Origin of the sequence: Nocardioides panzhihuensis (genome assembly GCF_013408335.1) — a bacterium.
Classification (GTDB): domain Bacteria; phylum Actinomycetota; class Actinomycetes; order Propionibacteriales; family Nocardioidaceae; genus Nocardioides; species Nocardioides panzhihuensis.
The window spans coordinates 1,977,799-1,997,239 of the sequence record NZ_JACBZR010000001.1 but is presented as its reverse complement, the minus strand read 5'-3'; the positions used below and the strand labels follow the sequence as shown (position 1 = coordinate 1,997,239).

General features: G+C 69.1%; 18 protein-coding genes. 1 reads left to right on the top strand and 17 read right to left on the bottom strand.

Annotated elements, in window-relative coordinates; genetic code table 11:
- Positions 1 to 7: 7 nt before the first annotated feature.
- Positions 8 to 1,039 (top strand): DUF7436 family protein, encoded by a 1,032-nt coding sequence (locus BJ988_RS09410; RefSeq protein WP_179657753.1) that lies wholly within the window; start codon positions 8 to 10, stop codon positions 1,037 to 1,039.
- Here BJ988_RS09410 and der read toward each other — a convergent pair.
- The 17 genes from der to ald form a co-directional block, all read right to left on the bottom strand.
- A complete protein-coding gene (gene der / locus BJ988_RS09405; protein ID WP_179657752.1) occupies positions 1,036 to 2,421 on the bottom strand; it encodes a ribosome biogenesis GTPase Der in 1,386 nt (461 codons plus the stop codon). The two genes, BJ988_RS09410 and der, sit on opposite strands and share 4 nt — an antisense overlap.
- Positions 2,414 to 3,154, bottom strand: a complete 741-nt coding sequence (locus BJ988_RS09400; protein ID WP_179657751.1) for a 1-acyl-sn-glycerol-3-phosphate acyltransferase — start codon at positions 3,152 to 3,154, stop codon at positions 2,414 to 2,416. The genes der and BJ988_RS09400 overlap by 8 nt, the downstream gene beginning before the upstream one ends.
- A complete protein-coding gene (gene cmk / locus BJ988_RS09395; protein WP_179657750.1) occupies positions 3,151 to 3,870 on the bottom strand; it encodes a (d)CMP kinase in 720 nt (239 codons plus the stop codon). Before cmk ends, BJ988_RS09400 begins: the two co-directional genes overlap by 4 nt.
- Positions 3,871 to 3,880: 10 nt before the next feature.
- Positions 3,881 to 4,978, bottom strand: a complete 1,098-nt coding sequence (locus tag BJ988_RS09390) for a prephenate dehydrogenase (protein ID WP_179657749.1) — start codon at positions 4,976 to 4,978, stop codon at positions 3,881 to 3,883.
- 102 nt (positions 4,979 to 5,080) lie between these two features.
- Positions 5,081 to 5,479, bottom strand: coding sequence for a VOC family protein (locus BJ988_RS09385; protein ID WP_179657748.1), 399 nt, complete (start codon positions 5,477 to 5,479; stop codon positions 5,081 to 5,083).
- Between the two features lie 16 nt (positions 5,480 to 5,495).
- A complete protein-coding gene (locus BJ988_RS09380; protein ID WP_179657747.1) occupies positions 5,496 to 6,278 on the bottom strand; it encodes a helix-turn-helix domain-containing protein in 783 nt (260 codons plus the stop codon).
- An 825-nt stretch (positions 6,279 to 7,103) separates the two neighbouring features.
- Positions 7,104 to 8,366 carry an HNH endonuclease signature motif containing protein gene (locus tag BJ988_RS09375; RefSeq protein WP_179657746.1) on the bottom strand — a complete coding sequence of 421 codons (1,263 nt, stop codon included), beginning with the start codon at positions 8,364 to 8,366 and terminating at the stop codon, positions 7,104 to 7,106.
- Between the two features lie 604 nt (positions 8,367 to 8,970).
- Complete coding sequence (thrS, locus tag BJ988_RS09370) at positions 8,971 to 10,227, bottom strand: threonine--tRNA ligase (protein WP_179657745.1); 1,257 nt, start codon at positions 10,225 to 10,227, stop codon at positions 8,971 to 8,973.
- A 202-nt stretch (positions 10,228 to 10,429) separates the two neighbouring features.
- On the bottom strand, positions 10,430 to 11,197 hold the full coding sequence (locus tag BJ988_RS09365; protein WP_179657744.1) for a pseudouridine synthase: 768 nt from the start codon (positions 11,195 to 11,197) through the stop codon (positions 10,430 to 10,432).
- Entirely contained in the window at positions 11,194 to 11,868 is a 675-nt protein-coding gene (scpB, locus tag BJ988_RS09360; RefSeq protein ID WP_179657743.1) for an SMC-Scp complex subunit ScpB, read from the bottom strand. Before scpB ends, BJ988_RS09365 begins: the two co-directional genes overlap by 4 nt.
- Positions 11,861 to 12,763, bottom strand: a complete 903-nt coding sequence (locus BJ988_RS09355) for a segregation and condensation protein A (RefSeq protein WP_179661401.1) — start codon at positions 12,761 to 12,763, stop codon at positions 11,861 to 11,863. The genes scpB and BJ988_RS09355 overlap by 8 nt, the downstream gene beginning before the upstream one ends.
- Before the next feature lie 44 nt (positions 12,764 to 12,807).
- Positions 12,808 to 13,161 carry a hypothetical protein gene (locus BJ988_RS09350; protein ID WP_179657742.1) on the bottom strand — a complete coding sequence of 118 codons (354 nt, stop codon included), beginning with the start codon at positions 13,159 to 13,161 and terminating at the stop codon, positions 12,808 to 12,810.
- Positions 13,143 to 14,138 (bottom strand): ParA family protein, encoded by a 996-nt coding sequence (locus BJ988_RS09345; RefSeq protein WP_179657741.1) that lies wholly within the window; start codon positions 14,136 to 14,138, stop codon positions 13,143 to 13,145. The genes BJ988_RS09350 and BJ988_RS09345 overlap by 19 nt, the downstream gene beginning before the upstream one ends.
- Before the next feature lie 257 nt (positions 14,139 to 14,395).
- Positions 14,396 to 14,542: a hypothetical protein gene (locus BJ988_RS09340; RefSeq protein WP_179657740.1), complete on the bottom strand. Its 147-nt coding sequence runs from the start codon at positions 14,540 to 14,542 to the stop codon at positions 14,396 to 14,398.
- A gap of 30 nt (positions 14,543 to 14,572) precedes the next feature.
- Positions 14,573 to 17,209 (bottom strand): DEAD/DEAH box helicase, encoded by a 2,637-nt coding sequence (locus BJ988_RS09335; protein ID WP_343051546.1) that lies wholly within the window; start codon positions 17,207 to 17,209, stop codon positions 14,573 to 14,575.
- Positions 17,206 to 18,102 carry a site-specific tyrosine recombinase XerD gene (xerD, locus tag BJ988_RS09330; protein WP_179657739.1) on the bottom strand — a complete coding sequence of 299 codons (897 nt, stop codon included), beginning with the start codon at positions 18,100 to 18,102 and terminating at the stop codon, positions 17,206 to 17,208. The genes BJ988_RS09335 and xerD overlap by 4 nt, the downstream gene beginning before the upstream one ends.
- A 172-nt stretch (positions 18,103 to 18,274) precedes the next feature.
- Entirely contained in the window at positions 18,275 to 19,390 is a 1,116-nt protein-coding gene (gene ald, locus BJ988_RS09325) for an alanine dehydrogenase (protein WP_179657738.1), read from the bottom strand.
- Positions 19,391 to 19,441 lie beyond the last annotated feature (51 nt).

Here is a 19,441-nt window from a genome sequence, read left to right as displayed (position 1 = left end):
CAGTGCCATGCTCGTCGACGTGCTCGGTCTGACCCCTGATGAGACTCTCGCCTACGGCGAGCTCATCACCATGCCCTCCGCCACCGCCGCCGAGTTCGCGGCCGCCCTCAGCGCCTTCGGGACGTCCCCGGGAGAGGCCCGTCTGCTGCTGCGCCGGCTCGAGGAGCACGGCCTGGCCGCGCGGATCACCGGCGACGACCGGCGCTTCGCCGCGGCTCCGCCCGCGATCGCGCTCGGAGCGCTGCTCGCCCGGCAGCAGGACGAGGTGCGACATGCGGAGATCGAGCTCAGCCGGCTCGACGAGGCGTATCGCCTCGCAGCCGCTGGCCGCGGACCCACCGATGTCATCGACGTCATCCATGGCGAGGACGCAGTCCGGCACCGGTTCGAGCAGGTTCAGCTCGGCGCCCGCGAACGGGTGGACGCCTTCGTCCGCCCGCCGGTGATCGTGACCTCCAGCCAGGAGAACTCAGCCGAGAACAAGGCGGTCGCGCGCGGCGTACAGTATCGCGTCGTCGTCGAGCGCAGCATGCTCGAGAGCCAGGACGTGACGGTCGACGAGGCGATCGAGGCGACCGATGCGGGTGAGGAGGTCCGGTTCGCCGACTCGGTGCCGCTCAAGCTGATGGTGGTCGACCGGCGGCTCGCGCTGATGCCGCTGACCTCCTCGGGCGATGTCGTCGGTGCGCTGCTGGTGCGGGAGAGCACGCTGCTCGACGCGCTGATCGCGCTCTTCGAGAACGTGTGGGACCAGGCGACGCCAATGCTCGTCGGGACCTCCGGGCTCACCGGCGACGTCGCCCAGCAGCTCGACGACGAGGACGCGCAGGTCCTCGGCCTGCTGCTCGCCGGGCTCACCGACCAGACCGTCGCCAAACAGCTGGGTACGTCTCTGCGCACCGTGCAGCGCAGGGTGCGCGCACTGCTGGACCTGGCCGGCGTGGAGACCCGGATGCAGCTGGGCTGGCACGCCGCCAACAACGGCTGGGTGCACGCGGGGGCGGAGGGCCAGCTGGCGCCTGCCCCCGCGGAGCACTAGCGCTTGCGCTTCTCCCGGACCCGCTGCTGGAGCACGATCGGGGTGCCGACGAAGCCGAACTCCTCGCGCAGGCGGCGCTCGATGTAGCGCTCGTAGGAGGCCTCGAGCTTGCCGCTGGTGAAGAGCACGAAGGTCGGCGGCGCGGTCGAGGGCTGGGTGGCGAAGAGGATCTTCGGCTGCTTGCCGGAGCGGACCGGGTGCGGGTGCTCGGCGACGAGGCGGCCGAGGAACGAGTTGAGCGCGCCGGTGCCGATCCGCGTCTCCCAGCCCTCGAGAGCCTTGTCGAGCGCCGGGACCAGGCGGTCGACGTGCCATCCGGTTCGGGCGGTGACGTTGATCCGCGGGGCCCACTGCACCTGGACGAGCTCGCGCTCGATCTCACGGTCGAGCTGCCAGCGGCGGTCCTCGTCGACGAGGTCCCACTTGTTGAACGCGATGACCAGAGCGCGACCGGCCTCGCGGACCGTCTGGAGGATGCGGATGTCCTGCTCGGAGATCTTCTCGCCGCCGTCGATCACGAGAACGGCCACCTCGGCACGGTCGATCGCGGTCGTGGTGCGCAAGGACGCGTAGTACTCGTGCCCGGAGGCCTCCTTGACCCGCTTGCGGATGCCGGCGGTGTCGATGAAGCGCCACTCCCGGTCACCGAGCATGATCAGCTCGTCGACCGGGTCGACGGTCGTGCCGGCGACGTTGTCGACGACCGCCCGCTCCTCCTTCGCGAGCTTGTTCAGCAGCGAGGACTTGCCCACGTTGGGCTTGCCGACCAGCGCGATACGCCGCGGGCCGCCGATCTCGGTGCCCTCGGGCATCGGCGGCGGGTCGGGAAGCACCGCGAGGATCGCGTCGAGCATGTCGCCGGAGCCACGGCCATGGAGCGCGGAGACCGGCCACGGCTCACCGAGCCCGAGGTTCCACAGCGCGGCCGCCTCCGCCTCGGTGCGCATGTCATCGACCTTGTTGGCGGCCAGGATGACCGGCTTGCCGGACTTGCGCAGGATGCGTACGACCGCCTCGTCGGTGTCGGTGATGCCGACCTTCGCGTCGACGACGAAGAGGACCGCGTCAGCCAGGGACACCGCGATCTCGGCCTGGGCGGCGATCCGCTCGGCCAGACCCTGGGCGTCGGGGTTCCAGCCGCCGGTGTCGACCAGCGTGAACCCCTTACCGTTCCAGTTGGCGTCGTAGGAGATCCGGTCGCGGGTCACCCCGGGGACGTCCTGGACGACGGCCTCGCGGCGGCCGATGATCCGGTTCACCAGGGTCGACTTCCCGACGTTGGGGCGGCCGACGACCGCCAGCACCGGCTGCGGGCCGGTCGGGGTCTCGTCGGTCTCGTGAAAGTCTCGTACGTCTTCATACGAAACGTCGGGGTCAGTCATCGTTCTCCTCGGTAGGTAGCGGACCGGGCAGTTCGCGACCGGTCAACGCCATCGCATGGTCCTGTTGGACCAGCATGTGCTTCTGGAGCAAACCCGACACATGCCCGACTTGTTCCCTGGTACGTGGCCAGCCTACGCGCTCGACGCGGAAAGGCTCGCCATAGCAGATGTCGATCACAGCACCTTTGTGCGGCAGGGACGAGATCCCACCGCCCGGGTCGCGGCTGCCGAACATGGTCACCGGCACCACTGGGGCGCCCGAGGCGAGGGCGAGATAGGCGGCTCCGCGGTTGAAGTGGGCCAGGTCGCCGGCACCGCGGGTGCCTTCGGGATAGATCCCCATCGCGTTGCCATCGTGCAGCACCCGCAGCGCCATCTTCACCGCGGCCGGGTCGCTGCCGAAGCGGTAGAGCGGGATCTGCCCCGCCCAGCGCAGGAACGGGCCGAGGAACCAGTGCTCGAACATCTCCAGCTTCGTCAGTGCGTGCACCGGTCGCGGCGTGAAGATCGCCAGCAGCGGACCGTCGATGATCCCGATGTGGTTGGAGGCGAAGACGACCGGGCCGGTTTTCGGGATGTTGGCGGTCTCGTGCAACCGCACGTCGAAGCGGCGCCGGATCAGCCACCGGGCGTAGATGTTGATGTGATAGAGCGCCCACTGGCTCGGATGCGGGACCTCATCCGTGCGCGGGAGCCCGCTGCGGGGCGAACCCGCGTGTGGGCTCGCGCTCACTCCCCCGCCTTGCCGGAGGTGCCGTATGCGGTGGTCTCGACGAGCTCGACCACCAGCTGGATGACCTCCTCCAGCGTGTAGGGCGTGGTGTCGAGGTGGGTGGCGCCCTCCGGCACCGCCGCACCGCCCTTCGTGGAGTCGATCTTGTCGCGGTTCTCCAGCGACGCACGGACGGCCTCTGCGTCGGTGCCGCCCTCCTCGGCGGCACGGCGCGCCGCACGCGCGGCCGGGTCGGCGGTGACGTACAGCTTCAGGTCGGCGTCGGGCCACACGGCGGTGCCGATGTCACGGCCCTCGACGACGATGCCGGAGCCGGCGGCGAGCGCATCGCGGATCTCCTGCTGCTGGAGCGCGACCAGGCGCGTCCGGACCTCGGGGACCGTGGCGACCGGGGAGACCGCTCCGTTGACCCGGTCGCTGCGGATCTCGACCGAGACGTCGCCGCCGTCGAGGGCGATGGTGGGGCCGAGCGGGTCGGTGCCGGAGGTGATCACCGGCTTGCCGGCCGCAGCCGCGACCGCCTCGGCGTCGTGCACGTCTACGTCGTTGCTGAGCATCCACCAGGTCATCGCCCGGTACATCGCACCGGTGTCGAGATAGCGCATCCCAAGACGGTCGGCGACCCCGCGCGAGGTGCTCGACTTTCCGGAGCCGGAGGTGCCGTCGACGGCGATGACGATGCTTGCGGGGTCAGTGGTGGGATTGCTGCTGCTCACGGGCGGGAGCCTACCGGTGAGCGACCCAACCTCGGGACTCCAGAACCGTCTGCATCCGGTCGGCCGCGTCGTCGGCCACGATCAGCTCCATGACGCCGACCGGGCGGCCCGGGTCGTGATCGATGCGTACGTCCTCGATGTTGACGCCGCTCTCCCCCGCGTCGGAGAAGAGCCTGGCCAGGTTGCCCGGTTCGTCGGGCACCGTGACGTAGACGCTCGCCTGGGCCGTCTGGGGCCGACCGTGCTTGCCGGGGATGGCCCGGGTGCCGGCCTGCCCCTCCTTGAGAAGTACGTCCAGGGCAGCTGCGTCGCCGTTGCCGACGGCCGCGATCATCTCGTCGAGCTGAGCGCGGATCTCGGTGAGCAGATCGGTCACCGCGCGCACGTTGCCGGCCACGATCTGGCCGTAGAGGCCGGGGTCGCCGCCCGCGACGCGGGTCACGTCGCGCACACCTTGGCCACTGAGGCCCAGGTGTCCCTCGGGCGCGACCGCGAGCCGACCCGCCACCAGTGCGGCCATCAGGTGCGGTACGTGGGAGGTGCGGGCGACCGCCTGGTCGTGGTCCTCGGGGCTGAGGGTCAGCGGGACCGCACCGCACAGCCTGGCGAGCTCGGCGACGAGCTCGGTCGAGGCCGGGTCGGCGTCCGCGTGCGGCGTCACCGCCCAGGGACGTCCCTCGAACAGGGTCGCGGTCGCGGCCAACGGTCCGGAGCGCTCGCTGCCGGCCATCGGGTGCCCGCCCACGTAGCGGCGTACGTCGTCGTGGCTGTGCTCGCGCACGTAGGTCAGCGGCGACGCCTTCACGCTGCCGACGTCGGTCACGACGGCGTCGGGGCTGTCGGCCAAGGCCAGGGTGATCACCTCGCCGAGATGTGCCGGCGGGACTGCGACGACGACCAGCTGCGGGGTGTCGCCGGGCTTGCGGCGACGGCCGGCTCCGAGACCGGTCGCGGTGCGTACGTGGCTCGCGATCGAGTCGCTGAGGAGCACGTCGAGCCCGGCCGCCGCACACGCCAGCGCCACCGAGGTGCCCAGCAGCCCGACGCCGACGATCTCGACCGGACCGGTCAGCGCTCCCCCGGCCCCTGACTCGTAGGCCTCTCTCATGGCTCCAAGGCTAAAGGGTCGATACCTCCGGGACCTCTTCGTCTCAGGGCCGGTGGTGCGCTATCGCGGCCGGCGACCATGGTGTGCGATATCGCGGTGCGCTCATGACGGCTGGTAGTTGCCGAAGGACCACGTGTTGCCCTCGGGGTCCGCCACCGTGCCGCCGCGACCGCCGTAGTCCTGATCGACCATCGGCCGGACCACGGTGGCTCCGGCGGCGACCGCCTTGTCAAAGAGCGCGTCGGGGTCCTCGTCGATCAGATAGGCGGAGGAGCCTCCGGTGCCCTTCAGCGCTCCGTCCTCACGTACCTGCCCGAACATCAGCCCTCCCCCGGCGGGCCAGAGCCACTCGGCGTGGGCGACGATGCCGCCCTCGCGGTAGGTGGCGTGCTCGACGAAGCCGATCGCGCTCAGCCACGTCATCATCGCCTCGGCGTCCTGCAACGCCATCGATTGCCAGTACTTGATCTTCGCTACGCCTTCAACGAGTTCTGTGTTCATGCCTCGAGTCAACCGTCTACCGGTCGGTGAGGTCTTGAACGAATGGGAACTCCTCCCGCAGCCAGGTCGTCGGCGTACACCCGGCGAACTCATGCCACTCGCGGGTCAGGTGCGCCTGGTCGGCGTAGCCACAGGCCATCGCCGCCTGCGCCAGCGGCATCCGACCGACGAGCCCGCGGGACCGGTCGAAACGCGCCAGCCGCTGGAACTGCTTCGGCGCGACGCCGGTCTCGGCGCGCACCAGGTCGCTGATCCGACGTCGGCTGTAGCCGACGTCGTCGGCAACCTCCTGCACCCCCGCTCCCCCAGTCAGCAACACCAGCGCCCGCCCGACCTCCGCCCGCGGACCGGCCTCGCCGTAGCGCGCCAGCGCACCGACCAGACTGGCCACGACGAGCTGCCCCCACGTCTGTGGATCGGCCTTGGCCAGCCGCTCCGGAAGATCGCGTACGCCACCGGGTGCCGCGACCTCGTCGAGGGCCAGGAGCTCGCCCCGCCAGGCTGCGGCCGGCATCCCGAACAGTGCCCGCACCCCGGCGGTGGTGAGCCCGAGCTGCACGCCCCGCTGATGGCCGCGGTGGTGGATCGCCGCCGGCCGCGTGTGCAGCCCGGAGACCAACGACCATGCCGTCACCGGCTCACTGCCACTCCCCCAGGAGGTGACCAGCGGCTCATCGACCGGCAGTACGAAGGTGATCTCGGTCGACGGCATCCCCCGGTGCACCCCCGGCGCCCCGAAGTCCACGTCGTAGGTGACCAGTGAGGTGACGTAGGGCCGCAGCACTACCGGCACGGTCATCTCTCGATGGTGCCACGGTCGGGGCGGGTTGCCCATGCGCTATCGCCGCGGGTGGGCGTGGTGTGCGATAGCGCTGTGCGGTGTTGGGCGCGGCTTTTGAGGTTTGGCTGGCGAGTTTGCGGGCGTTTGTGGCTGATCGGTCTTCGTCGGGTTGGGGCCGCCGACCCGTATTGGATGGTGTTCTCGCCGTATCCCGGAGTCAAGGCGATGTATCGAGCTTGTCGAGATGACGGCCTTCGGCCGCCGGCTTCGCCGGTCGCCTGCGGCGATCCTTGACACCGTGATCCGGCGAGAATTTTGGCTGGCTATCGGATCGGCGGCGGGGTATGGCGCAGCGAGTCTGGGTTGGGTACGGGCTTGCGGACCCGGGCCGGTCGGTCCTGACAGGTGAGGTCTGCGCGAACGCTGCACTAGACGATGACAGCTCGTGAATCGTTCACAAGGGTCCGCTGCGCCGGGGACCTGCCGGGGAGCGCTCCCCTGTCCTACCGAGGACCATCAGGCCAGCGGCTATGACAGAGGGTCCGACCTTGTGAAACATTCACAAGAAAGGTGTGCCGCCGACACGCAGCACGTCACGGGCCGCGTGTCCCTCCCCCGGGGTAGCGGGAGCCCGGGCTGTCGCGCCACGACCCGGGACCAGAACTGTGCCTGCAGAGCACGAGCCAGGGCGGGCGCACCTGGACAAGCTGTGCAGGACGAGCTAGGCCCGGCGGTCTGGCGACGCAACGCTGCCAGGGCAGATCATGGCGAGGTACCCGGGAATGTCGGCCGCGCACAGACGTCAGTTACACCCGCCCGAACAGAGCGAGTGAACCGTCGGTTCTAGGAGCGCCGGGTGAACCGGATCCGTCCATCCGGTAGGCGTTCATAGTCATAGTTCGGATCGTGGATCCGGCGATGATCGCTCGGGCACAACAGCACCATGTTCGCGAGATCGGTTCGGCCACCTTGGGACCAGGGTCTGAGGTGGTGTGCTTCGGTCCACGCGGCTGGTGCGTCACAGTCTTCGGCTTGGCAACACTTGTCTCGTAACCGGAGTGCTCGGTGTTGGACCGGGTGGGCGAGCCTTGTGGTGCGGCCGAAGTCGAGGATCTCGGAGTCGGTGCCGAGGACGACGGGGATGAGGTCGGCGTTGCACGCCATCCGGCGGGCCTCAGCAGCGGTGATCTGCTCTCCGTCGAATCCCAACGCGGCGGTGCCGAGGTCGTTGCGGAGGTCCTCGACGTCCATGGTGATGAACACCGTGGTCGCGTGGCCACCGTGGCGGGGCAGCTGGTCGACGTCGTAGGTCTCGATGACCCGGGCGAACGCCTGGCCCAGCAGCCGGTCATAGGGGGCCTTGCGGCCCCGGTCCTCAGCCGACAACTTCCGGGGTTGGGCCAGGGAGTCCAAGATGGTCCGGAGGCGGTGGCCGACCGCGTACGACACGCGGGCATGGATGTCCACCGTCCCGTCGCCGTTGGCGCGGGAGGTGAAGAACGTGCGCCGCAGGGCTTGTTCTTCTTCGCGCTGCAGTGCTTTGGCTTCGGCGGCCTCGAACCGTTCGGGGTCGACCTCGACCAGGATCCGCTTCCCGATGTTCTTGAGGTCATCGGCGGTCAACCGGGTGGCGTAGTCGACCAACAGCTTCTCCGCGTAGGCCAGATCCTCGCGACTGGCAGTCGGGTCGGCCTCGACCGCCTCGAGGGCCTTGGTGATCACCCTCGCCTTGTCCTGGGACACCACACCCTCAGCAATGCCGGCGGCGACCAGCTCGTATCTGCTCACCGCAGCAGCGAACTTCACCTCCGCGCGGCCGATCTTCTTGTCGACCCGGAGCTCGGTCAGCATCCACCCCGAGACATCTTTCGCGCCGGTCTCTTCGGCGATGTCACCGGCAGTAGCGAGGATCCGCAGCTTCAGCGCGGCCTGTTTGGCCTGGATGATCTCCAGGCGCTTCAGCCGGTCCTTCTTCTGGCTGGTGCGCCAGTAGGCAGGGTCCCTCGCGAGCAGGTTGTCGAGGGAGGACTCCAGGGCAGCGAGCTCTGCGTCGATGGGGTCCACGGGGTTGGTGCCCCAGTGGTTGATCTCGTGTTCGACACTCATCGCGGCCGCCCTCCTCTCCGGTGTGTCCAGAGGCGTGTCGTGATGGGTCTGATTCTACTCCTTCCGGCCACACGATTCTACTTATCTTCGCAGGTCAACCGCTGTTTTCGCGGTGAGCGAACGGCCTCATACCTGTGGATGGTAAGTGGCCCGAAGGGCCACCCTCCCACCCCACAAACATCACCCGTGCCAGGAATGAATCCGCTGCGCCACACCCGGGCCGCCGTCCCGATAGCCAGCCAGATCTTTTCTCGACGGATCCCGGTGTCCAGGACCGCGAAGCGGCCGGCGTAGCCGGCGGCCGAAGGCCGTCCTTGACTCCGGGGTTCGTCGAGAAGACCCTCGAAGCCGGGTCGGCGGCCCAGACCAGCCTTCGGGTGGGACGTTCCGGCAGGGAACCGTGTTGGTCTCGACACGCCTCCGCCTAGCGGCTCCGGCGGCTCGACCAGCGGAGGTCGGGGTCTCGACCAGCCCGACCAGCGGGGCGAACTTCAACCAGCCCGACCGGCGGGGCGAACTTCAACCAGCTCGACCAGCGGGATGGGGTCGCGACAAGCTCGATCACCGAGAGGTGTCGACAAGCTCGACCACCAAAGCCGAAACCTCACCACGCGACCTCAGCCGCCCGCGAAACGTACGCCGCCTTCATCCCAGCCACCAGATCAGCAACCAGAACCCGCCGCTCGACCCCCGCCCCCACATCGCGTACCTGAACCTCACCCGCATCAGCCTCAGCTGAGCCGATGACAGCGATGAGCGGCTCGCGACGGCGCCGGGACTCACGGATCCGCGCGCCGAGGGAGCCGTCGGGGTCCAGACGCGGACGGAGGCCTTCGGCCACGAGAGCGTCGACGAGGCCTCGCGCTGCCCGGTCCTGGGCCGGGGAGACCGGGAGGACGGCGACCTGGGTCGGCGCCAGCCACAGCGGAAGACGGCCCTGATAGCGCTCCAGCACCGCCGCGGTGACCCGCTCCATGGAACCGACGGTGCCGCGATGAACCATCACGACTCGTCGTCGGGAGCCGTCAGCGGCGTCGTAGCTCAGGTCGAAGCGCTCGGGCTGGTTGAAGTCGATCTGGACGGTGGCGATGGTCTCCTCGCGGCCTGCTGGGTCGATGACCTGCAGATCGAGCTTGGGACCGTAGAAGGCGGCCTCGCCCGCCGCCTCGACGGTCGCGACGCCGGCAGCGGACGCTGCCTTACGCAGCGCCACCTCGGCACCGTCCCACTGCTCGGCGGAGCCGAGGTAGGACGGTGAGTCGTCCCGGAGGGAGAGACGTACGTAGTCGACCCGCAGGCCGAGGATCTCCTGGGCTCTCAGTGCCGAGAGCAGCGCCTTCCCGGCCTCGTCGGCCACCTGGTCGGGGCGGCAGAAGACATGGGTGTCGTCGAGGTTGATCTGGCGCACCCGGCTCAGCCCGGAGAGCACCCCGGAGCGCTCCGCACGGAACATCGGGGCGAGCTCGTGCAACCGGATCGGGAGCTCGCGGTAGGAGTGCTGCTGGGCCTTGTAGACCAGCGCGTGGTGCGGACAGTTGGCGGGACGGAGCACGAGCTCATCGCCGCTCTCCCCCGCCGACCCAGCACCCATGGACATCGGCGGGAACATGTCCTCAGCGAACTTCGCCCAGTGTCCCGAGTGCTCGAAGAGCGCACGTTTGCCGAGCACCGGGGTCTTGACCGGTACGCAGCCGTCGGCCTTGGCCAGGTCGGCGGCCAGCCGCTCGAGCTCGGCGAAGATGACCGCCCCGTCCGGCAGCCACAGCGGCAGCCCGGAGCCGGCAAGCGGGTCGGTGGCGAAGATGGCGAGGTCACGGTTGAGCTCGCGATGGTCGAGAAGGTCGGCAGAGTCGGGGTTCATAGGTACGTGCTCCTGGGTCAGGCCCCGGAGCACCACCACCAGAGACGAGAACCGCCCCGGAGCACTGCTCCGGGGCGGTCTGCGAAAGTGGACAGCAGGTCAGCGCCGGAGTGGGTCCGGCGTCGTCGTGCTCATCGCGCGCTGCTGCATGCCGTTCACCTTAACGGCTCCCGACGACGTACGCATCGGGGTTTCCGGGCCCTCAGAGCTCGGTGGTGTCGAGGAGCTCGCCGAGCTCCTCGCGGGAGAGGTCACGCATCTCGCCGGGCTTCATGCTGCCGAGGCGGACCGGGCCGATCCGGGTGCGGGTCAGGCGGGTGACCGGGTGGTCGAGGTGATCGAGGAGGCGGCGGACGATCCGGTTGCGCCCCTCGTGGATGACCAGCTCGATGATCGACTTGTCCTTGCGGGTCTCCATGATCCGGGCCTTGGTCACGGTGACCGGGCCGTCCTCGAGGGTGACGCCGGCGAGGAGCCGCTTGCGTACGTTGGGGAAGATCTCGCCCTTGACCTCGGCGACGTAGGTCTTGTCGACCTCGTAGCTGGGGTGAGCCAGCCGGTTGGCGAAGTCACCGTCGTTGGTGAGGATGATCAAACCCTCGGTGTCGGTGTCGAGACGGCCGACGTGGAACAGCCGCTCCGGGCGGTCGGCGACCACGTCGGAGAGGTTGCGGCGACCCTCCGGGTCGCTCATCGTCGAGACCACGCCGCGCGGCTTGCTGAGCGCCAGGTAGACCTTGCCGGAGATCGGAGGAAGACGCTTGCCGCCGACACGGACGACATCCTTGCCGGGGTCCACCTTGGTGCCCAGCCGGGTGACGACCTCGCCGTTGACCTCGACCTCGCCGTTGAGCATCAGGATCTCGCTGCCGCGCCGCGACGCAAGGCCGGCCAGGGCCAGCAGCTTCTGGAGCCGGATCAGGCCCTCGTCGTCCAGCGGCAGATCGTCTCGCTCAGGCAGATCACTCACGGTTGAGATTCTGCCGCATCCGAGGGGGCATCCCCATTCGCCGACTCCTCCGGCTGCGCCGCCAGCGCCGCGGGGCCGACCTGCTCGGTCAACTCCTCCTCCATGTCGGCGAGGTCGGGCAGGTAGGGCGCCAGCTCGGGCAGCTCGCCCAGGTCGGTGATGCCGATCCGCTCCAGGAAGTAGCCGGTGGTGCGGTAGAGGTTGGCGCCGGTCTCGTGGTCCTGACCGGCCTCCTCGACGAGGCCGCGGGTGAGCAGCGTACGCATCACGCCGTCGACGTTGACACCACGGATCGCAGAGACCCGGGCCCGGGAGACCGGCTGCTTGTAGGCGACCACGGCCAGCGTCTCCAAGGCCGCCTGGGTCAGCCGGGCCTGCTGGCCCTCGAGCACGAAGCCCTCCACGACACCGGCGTACTCCGCACGCGTGTAGAACCGCCACCCACCTGCGACGTTGCGCAGATCGAAGCCGCGACCCTGCTCGGTGTAGTCGGCGGCGAGGCCCTCGAGCGCTGCGACCACCTCTGCGGTCGGATGACCGACCGCAGAGGCCAACGAGGCCGCCACGAGCGGCTCGTCGGCGACCATCAGAACCGCCTCGAGCGCCGGCCGCAGGTCGGCGAAGTCGATCGCCAGCGTCTCGTCGGTCTCCGCCGCCGCAGCCTCAGTCATCGTCCAACTCCTCGTCATCGGCGCCGCCCTCCGCGGGCGGCTGCCCTTCGAACTCGTCCTGGATCAGCTCATCGACATCGAGCGCCTCGTCCCCGGTCCAACGTACGGTCAGCTCGCCCAGCGCGGTGACCTGGTCGAACGCGACCGCACCTTCGCGGAAGAGCTCCAGCAGCGAGAGGAACCGGGCGACCGTGGTCAACGTGTCCGGCGAGTCGGAGCACAGGCTACGGAAGGTGACCTGTCCGCCGACGCGCAGCCGCTCGATGACCAGAGCCGCCTGCTCCTTGACCGAGACCTTCGACCCGTGGATGTGGGACAGCCCGATCTCCGGCGGCCCGGGCTTGGGCGCCATCGCAGCAGCCGCGAGCTGGGCGAACTGCTCCAGCCCGATCCCGATCAGCACTTCCGGCAGCAGGCCTGCGTAGCGCGGCTCGAGCTGCACAGAGCGCGGGTGGCGCTTGGACTCCTTCGCGAGCCGATCGGCGAAGACGGCCGCGACCTGCTTGAACGCCTTGTACTGCAGCAGTCGCGCGAAGAGGAGGTCGCGCGCCTCCAGCAGCGCCAGGTCCTCCTCGTCCTCGACATCGCCCTGCGGAAGCAGCCGAGCCGCCTTCAGATCGAGCAGCGTGCTCGCGACCAACAGGAAGTTGGACGTCTGCTCGAGGTCCCAAATGCCCTTGCCGCCGTCCACGGACCTGTCCGCGGCACCCTTCTTCACGTACGCGATGAACTCGTCGGTCACCGTGGCCAGGGAGACCTCGGTGATGTCGAGCTTGTGCTTGGCGATCAGGCTGAGCAGCAGGTCGAAGGGTCCCTCGAAGTTGCCGAGGTGGACCTCGAAACCCCCGGCGCCGCTCGACTCCTGCTCCTCGGCCCCGTCCGGGCCGTCGATCATCTGCACGGTCGTCGTCCGTGCGCCCGTCTCACTGTCGAGCACCGTCACTCGGCGAGCCGGTGCACGAGGGCGCTGTCGTCCCCGTGCTCCTCCAGGTCGGCGAGCACGATCGCCAGCGCCTCGCGCACCAGCCGGCCACGGTCGACCGCGATGCTGTGCTTGGCCCGGAGGTTGAGCCGAGCGTGCTCGAGCTCGAGCAGCTCCTCGGAGGTGATGTAGACCGTCATCTTCTCGTCATGGCGTACGCGGCCGCTGGAACGCTTCTTGGCAGCCGCGGTCTCCGCGGCCGGCTCGGGCACGGCGTGGACCGGGCGGGCCTTCGCCTCGGTGGCCGCGGCATCGGCCGTGCGCCGGAAGAGGTCGTCAGCGGCCGGAACCCTCACGCGTCGCGTTGCCATCGGGCCAGCACCTCCTTGGCGAGCATCCGGTAGGAGTCGGCGCCGGTCGAGCTTGAGGCGTACTCGGTGATCGGCTCGCCGACCACGGTGGAGTCAGCGAACTTGACGGTCCGCCGGATGACGCTGTGGAAGACGCGGTCGCCCCACCCGTTGACCAGGGTCTCCATGACCTCTCGGCTGTGCATGGTGCGGCCGTCGTACATCGTGCCCAGTATTCCGTCGATCTTCAGACGCGGGTTGAGCCGCTCCTGAACCTTGTCGATGGTGTCCTTGAGCAGCGCGACGCCGCGCAGCGCGAAGTACTCGCACTCCAGCGGCACGACCACGGAGTCGGAGGCGGTCAGCGCGTTGACGGTCAGCAGCCCCAGGCTCGGCTGGCAGTCGATGAGGATCACGTCGTAGTTGGCCACGGCGGGGGCGAGGGCGCGGGCCAGGGTCTGCTCACGAGCGACCTCCTGGACGAGCTGCACCTCGGCGGCGGAGAGGTCGATGTTGGCCGGGAGCAGGTCGACGCCGTCGATGCCGGAGGGGACGATCACGTCCGCGAGCGTGATGTCACGCTCCATCAGCAGGTTGTAGACGGTCAGCTCGATCTCGTTGGGCTGGAGCCCGAGACCGACCGAGAGCGACCCCTGCGGGTCGAAGTCGACCATCAGGACCTTGCGGCCGTGCTCGGCCAGCGCCGCCCCGAGGTTGATGGTGGTCGTGGTCTTGCCGACGCCACCCTTCTGGTTGACCATCGCGACCGTGCGCGCGGGACCGCCGGTGGCGGGGCCGGGGTCGGGGAGGTTGGGCCAGGGGCGACCGGTCGGACCCAGCTTGTTCTTGCCCGGGCGGTCGAACGACCCTGCGTCGGGCTCAGGAGCGTTGGCACGCAAGCGGGCCGAGGGCGGATAGGCCGGCGGCGGGGCCGCCGGTGTCTGCGGAGGCAGCTGCGGCGCGGTTGCACCACCTGCTCCGAAATAGCTGTCTTCCATTCCTCCACCCCCGGTTGAGTTGCCGCGGCCTAGGACGATCACGGCGTGCGGGTCTATATGTCGACACGGCGACTCTAAGACCCGGATCTGCGCGACTGTAGGAGCCGCGCCGGGCGTGTCACAAGGCAAATCCGGCTGATTCTGCTAAGCGGTCCGAATCTGTTGACGACCTGTGCACTTGGCGCCGCGCCGACCCCACAGGCAGGGGCTCAGGTGTGGAGAAAGCTGTGGACGGATCTCCACCCGATCAGCGTCCCTCAGCGCGGGCGACGGCGCTTCTGGACCTTGTCGTAGGCCTTGGTCGCAGCGTCCTTGATCTTCTTCTGGTTCTCGGGCTTGCGGGCCTCGTTGGTGATCTTCGCGATGGCCGCGACGACGACGGGGTTCTTCATCAGCTTGCGCACGCCGCAACGCTAGCGGACGCTCGCAACCCGTCACAGTCGCCGCATCGACACCGTGGCCAGCACCAGCTCGCCGGCCTCGTCGCTCGCGTCCAGGTCGGCCACCGCCTCGATGACCCAGTCGTGATCCCCGGCCGGGTCGTCGATGGTCTGGGTGATCCGCCAGACGCGGGTGGAGTCGTACGCCTCGTCGTCCTCGTCCACCCCCGCCGGAGCGCCGCGCTCGGCGGTCCAGGTGAGCAGCTTGGGCGAGCGCGAGTCGGCGGAGATGCCGACGTCGTCGTGCTCGGCGAAGTAGGCCTCCAGCGCGTCGTCCCACCGGGACCTCGTCATGACGACCCCTCGGGCGGGATCGAAACGGTCGGCGGCAGCACGCTCCAGGCGCATCAGGCCGTCGAGGTCGTCGCGCGAGACCGCGTCGACCCGCGCCCACATCGCGTTGCGGACCATGATCTCGAACGCGCGGGTCTGCTGCGACAACGACCGCGGCGGCGGTGGTGTCTCGTGGTGGGCGACCGCCGACGGGATGTGCTCGGGGTCGGAGAGCGCCTCCCACTCGTCCAGCAGCGAGGAGTCGGTCTGCCGGATGGTCTCCCCCAGCCACTCGACCAGGTCCTCGACCTCGGGACTCTTGTGGGACTCGGGGAGGGTGTGCCGGAAGGTGCGGTAGGCGTCGGTCAGATAGCGCAGCACCAGGCCCTCGGAGCGCGCGAGCTGGTAGCGGCGTACGACGTCGGTGAAGGTCATCCCCTGCTCGTACATCTCGCGCAGGATCGACTTGGGGTCGAGCGCGTCCTCGGGCAGCCACGGGTGGGTCCCGCGGTAGACCTCGAACAGCGCCTCGAGCCGCTCGGCCATCGGCTTGGGCCAGGTGATCTCCTCGATGAGCGCCATCCGGTCGTCGTACTCGACACCGTCGGCCTTCATGTTCTCGATCGCCTTGCCGCGGGCCTCGTGCTGCTGGGCGAAGAGGATCTGGCGCGGGGGCTCGAGGACGGCCTCGATCACCGAGACGATCTCCAGCGTGTGCTCCGGGGACTCGGGGTCGAGCGTGTCGAGCGCGGCGAGGGCGAAGTGCGCCAACGGCTGGTTGAGCGCGAAGTCGGCGGGAAGGTCCTCGGTGAGGACATAGCGGCGACCGTACGCATCGGGCTCCGCGAGCCTCGTCAGCACCCCGCTGTGGACCAGGGAGCGCGTCAGCCGCAGGGCCCGGCGAGCGAGCTTGAGCTGGGTGCGTGGCTCCTCGTGGTTGTCCATGGTGATCCGGCGCATCACCGTGAAGGCGTCCTCGTCGCGGGCGACGACGTTGAGGAGCATCGAGTTGTCGACCTTCATCTTGCTCTGCAGCGGCTCGGGGGTGCCGTCGACGAGCTTGGTGAAGGTCGCCTCGGTCCACACGACGGTGCCCTCGGGCGGCTTCTTGAGCTGTGCCTTGGAGTTCTTCTTGCCGGCCTTGCGGCGCTCCTCGGACTTCGCCTTGGCCTTCTCGTTCTCGATGATGTGCTCGGGAGCCTGGACGACGACGTAGCCCTGGGTGTCGAAGCCGGCCCGGCCGGCCCGGCCGGCGATCTGGAGGAACTCCCTGGTCCGCAGGATCCGTTGGCGGCGGCCGTCGAACTTGGCCAGGCCGGTGAAGAGCACCGTGCGGATCGGGACGTTGATGCCGACGCCGAGGGTGTCGGTGCCGGCGATGACCTTGAGCAGACCGGCCTGGGCGAGCTGCTCGACAAGTCTTCGATATCTGGGGAGCATGCCGGCGTGATGGACGCCGATGCCCTTGCGCAGCAGCTTGGACAGCGTCTTACCGAAGCCGGCGGCGAACCGGACCGGCTCGAGCCGCTTGGCGATCTGCTCCTTCTCCTCGGTCGAGAGCTTCAGCCAGCTGGCGTTGAGCAGCGTGGTCCCGTGAGTGACCGCGTCCTTCTGGGTGAAGTGGACGACGTAGACGGGCGCCTGCCCTGTGGTGACGAGCTCTTCGAGAGTCTCCTGGAGCGGTGTCAGCCGCCAGTCGAACGCGAGCGGAACGGGTCGTTCCGCCTGGTCGACGAGGATGGTGTCGCGGCCGTTTCGCCGGGTGAGGTCCTCGGCGAGGGCGCTGGTGTCGCCCAGGGTCGCGCTCAGCAGCAGGAACTGCGCCTGCGGGAGCTCCAGCAGCGGCACCTGCCACGCCCAGCCGCGGTCGGGCTCGCCGTAGTAGTGGAACTCGTCCATGATCACGAGCCCGACGTCGGCGCGCTTGCCTTCCCTGAGGGCGAGGTTGGCGAGCACCTCGGCGGTGCAGCAGATGATCGGCGCGTCCGCGTTGACGCTGGCGTCGCCGGTGAGCATCCCGACGTTCTCGGCACCGAAGGTCTCGACCAGGTCGAAGAACTTCTCGCTCACCAGCGCCTTGATCGGCGCGGTGTAGAAGGAGACCTTGTCCTCGGCAAGCGCCGCGGCGTGGGCACCCGCCGCGACCAGCGACTTACCCGAGCCCGTCGGCGTCGCCAGGATGACGTTGTCGCCGGCCAGGATGGACATGATCGCCTCGTCCTGGTGGGGGTAGAGGCTACGGCCACTCCCCTCGGCCCACGCCACGACCGCCTCATAGACGTCGTCTGGGCTCGCGCCGACCTTCGGGATCCAGTCGCCGGGCCTGGTCGGAGCGCCGGGTTCGGTCGAAGCGGTCACAGGGCCCTCGGGTGTGCGGTCACGAAGACCTCTCGGAGATTGTCCACGGTGACAAGAGTGTAGATCTGCGTCGTGGTCACCGACGCATGGCCCAGCAACTCCTGCACGACACGTACGTCGGCGCCGCCGTCGAGCAGGTGGGTGGCGAAGGAGTGGCGCAGGGTGTGCGGGGAGACATCCTTGTCGATCCCGGCACGCTCGGCGGCGCGGGTCAGGACGGTCCAGGCCGACTGACGGGAGAGCCGGCCACCGCGGGCGTTGAGGAAGAGTGCGCCCCCTGATCGGGCGGCCGCGAGGTCGGGGCGAGCCCGGGTCAGGTACGCCTCGACCGCCTCGATGGCATAGGAGCCGACCGGGACGATCCGCTCCTTGCCACCCTTGCCTCGCAGGAGGACGACGTGGTCGACCCGGTCGAGGTCGTCGACGTCGAGACCGACAGCCTCCGAGATGCGCGCGCCGGTGCCGTAGAGCACCTCCAGGAGCGCACGGTCGCGCAACGAGAGGGCTGTTCCGGGCGCGCCCGCCGCTTCCAGGATCGCCTCGACGTCGGCCAGCGGGAGCGCCTTCGGCAGCCGCTTCTCCGCCCGCGGCGGCTTCACGTGGCCGGCCGGGTTGGCCTCGACCAGCCCGTCGGCGACCGCGAACTTGTGGAACCCACGCACCGCGACGACCGTCCGAGCCGCCGAGGTCGCGCTCAGCGCCGGATGCTCATCGCTGCCCTCGCGCAGGTGCGCCAGGAACGCCGAGACCGTCGTCTCGGAGATCCCGGCCAGATCATCGACACCTTGTTGGCTGAGGAACTCGGCGTACCTCCGCAGGTCGCGCCGGTACGACGACAACGTGTTGGCCGCGAGGCCTCGCTCGACGCTCAGATGGTCGAGATACGTACGCATCGCATGCTCCACCGCCGTCACCCTCTCATCCAACCAGGGGTGATGGAACCGGTCGGGAAGGAATACCCGGTTAACCGGGTATTCCTGCACTTCTCGGGCATTGCATTGCCTGAGAAGTGCAGGAACTCCCTGTACGGCGTGATTCCTGTGACCGTTGTGACTCCGGAGGAGATCAGCCGAGCACGTCCGCGAGCGCGACCGAGTCGATGCCGACCGCCTCTCCGACGGGAGCGTTGGTCAGCTCTCCGGCGTGGGTGTTGAGGCCCTTGGCGAGCGCGGCGTCGTCCCGCAGCGCCTGGGTCCAGCCCTTGTTGGCCAGGGCGACGGCGTAGGGCATGGTCGCGTTGGTGAGCGCGTAGGTGGAGGTGTTCGGGACCGCACCGGGCATGTTGGCCACGCAGTAGAAGGTCGAGTTGTGGACCTGGTAGGTCGGGTCGGCGTGGGTGGTGGCGTGGGAGTCCTCGAAGCAGCCGCCCTGGTCGATGGCGATGTCGACGAGCACCGAGCCGGGCTTCATCCGCGAGACCAGGTCGTTGGTGACCAGCTTGGGCGCGGCCGCACCGGGGATGAGGACGGCGCCGATGACCAGGTCGGCCTGGAGCACCTGCTCCTCGAGCGCGAGCTTGTTGGACGCGAGCCCGTGGACCTGGTTGGAGTAGCGCCAGAACGACATCCGCAGCTTCTCCAGGTCGGTGTCGAGCAGCGTGACGTCGGCGCCCATCCCCAACGCGATGTTGGCGGCGTTCTGGCCGGAGACGCCGGCGCCGATGATGACGACCTTGGCGTTGGCGACACCGCCGACGCCGCCCATCAGCGTGCCGCGGCCGCCTTGGGCCTTCAGCAGGCTGTAGGCCCCGACCTGGGGCGCCAGGCAGCCGGCGACCTCCGACATCGGGTAGAGCAGCGGCAGCGACCGGTTGGGCAGCTCGACGGTCTCGTACGCGATCGCGGTGACCTTCTTGGCGAGCAGCTCCTGGGTGAGGGGCTTGTCGGCGGCCAGGTGAAGATAGGTGAACAGGGTCAGCCCCTCGCGCAGGCGGTGGTACTCCTCCGCGACCGGCTCCTTGACCTTGAGCACCAGGTCGGCGTTGCCCCAGGTCTCGTCGGCGTCACCGAGGATCTTGGCACCGACCGCGGCGTAGTCGCCGTCCGAGATCGAGGAGCCGACACCGGCACCGGCCTCCACGAAGACCTCGTGGCCGTTGGCGACCAGCTCGTGGACGCCTGAGGGGGTGATCGCCACCCGGTACTCGTGGTTCTTGACTTCCTTGGGTACGCCGATTCTCATTTTTCTTCCCCTGAATGTGATCGTCCGCGGGACTGGCCAGGCCGGATGTTC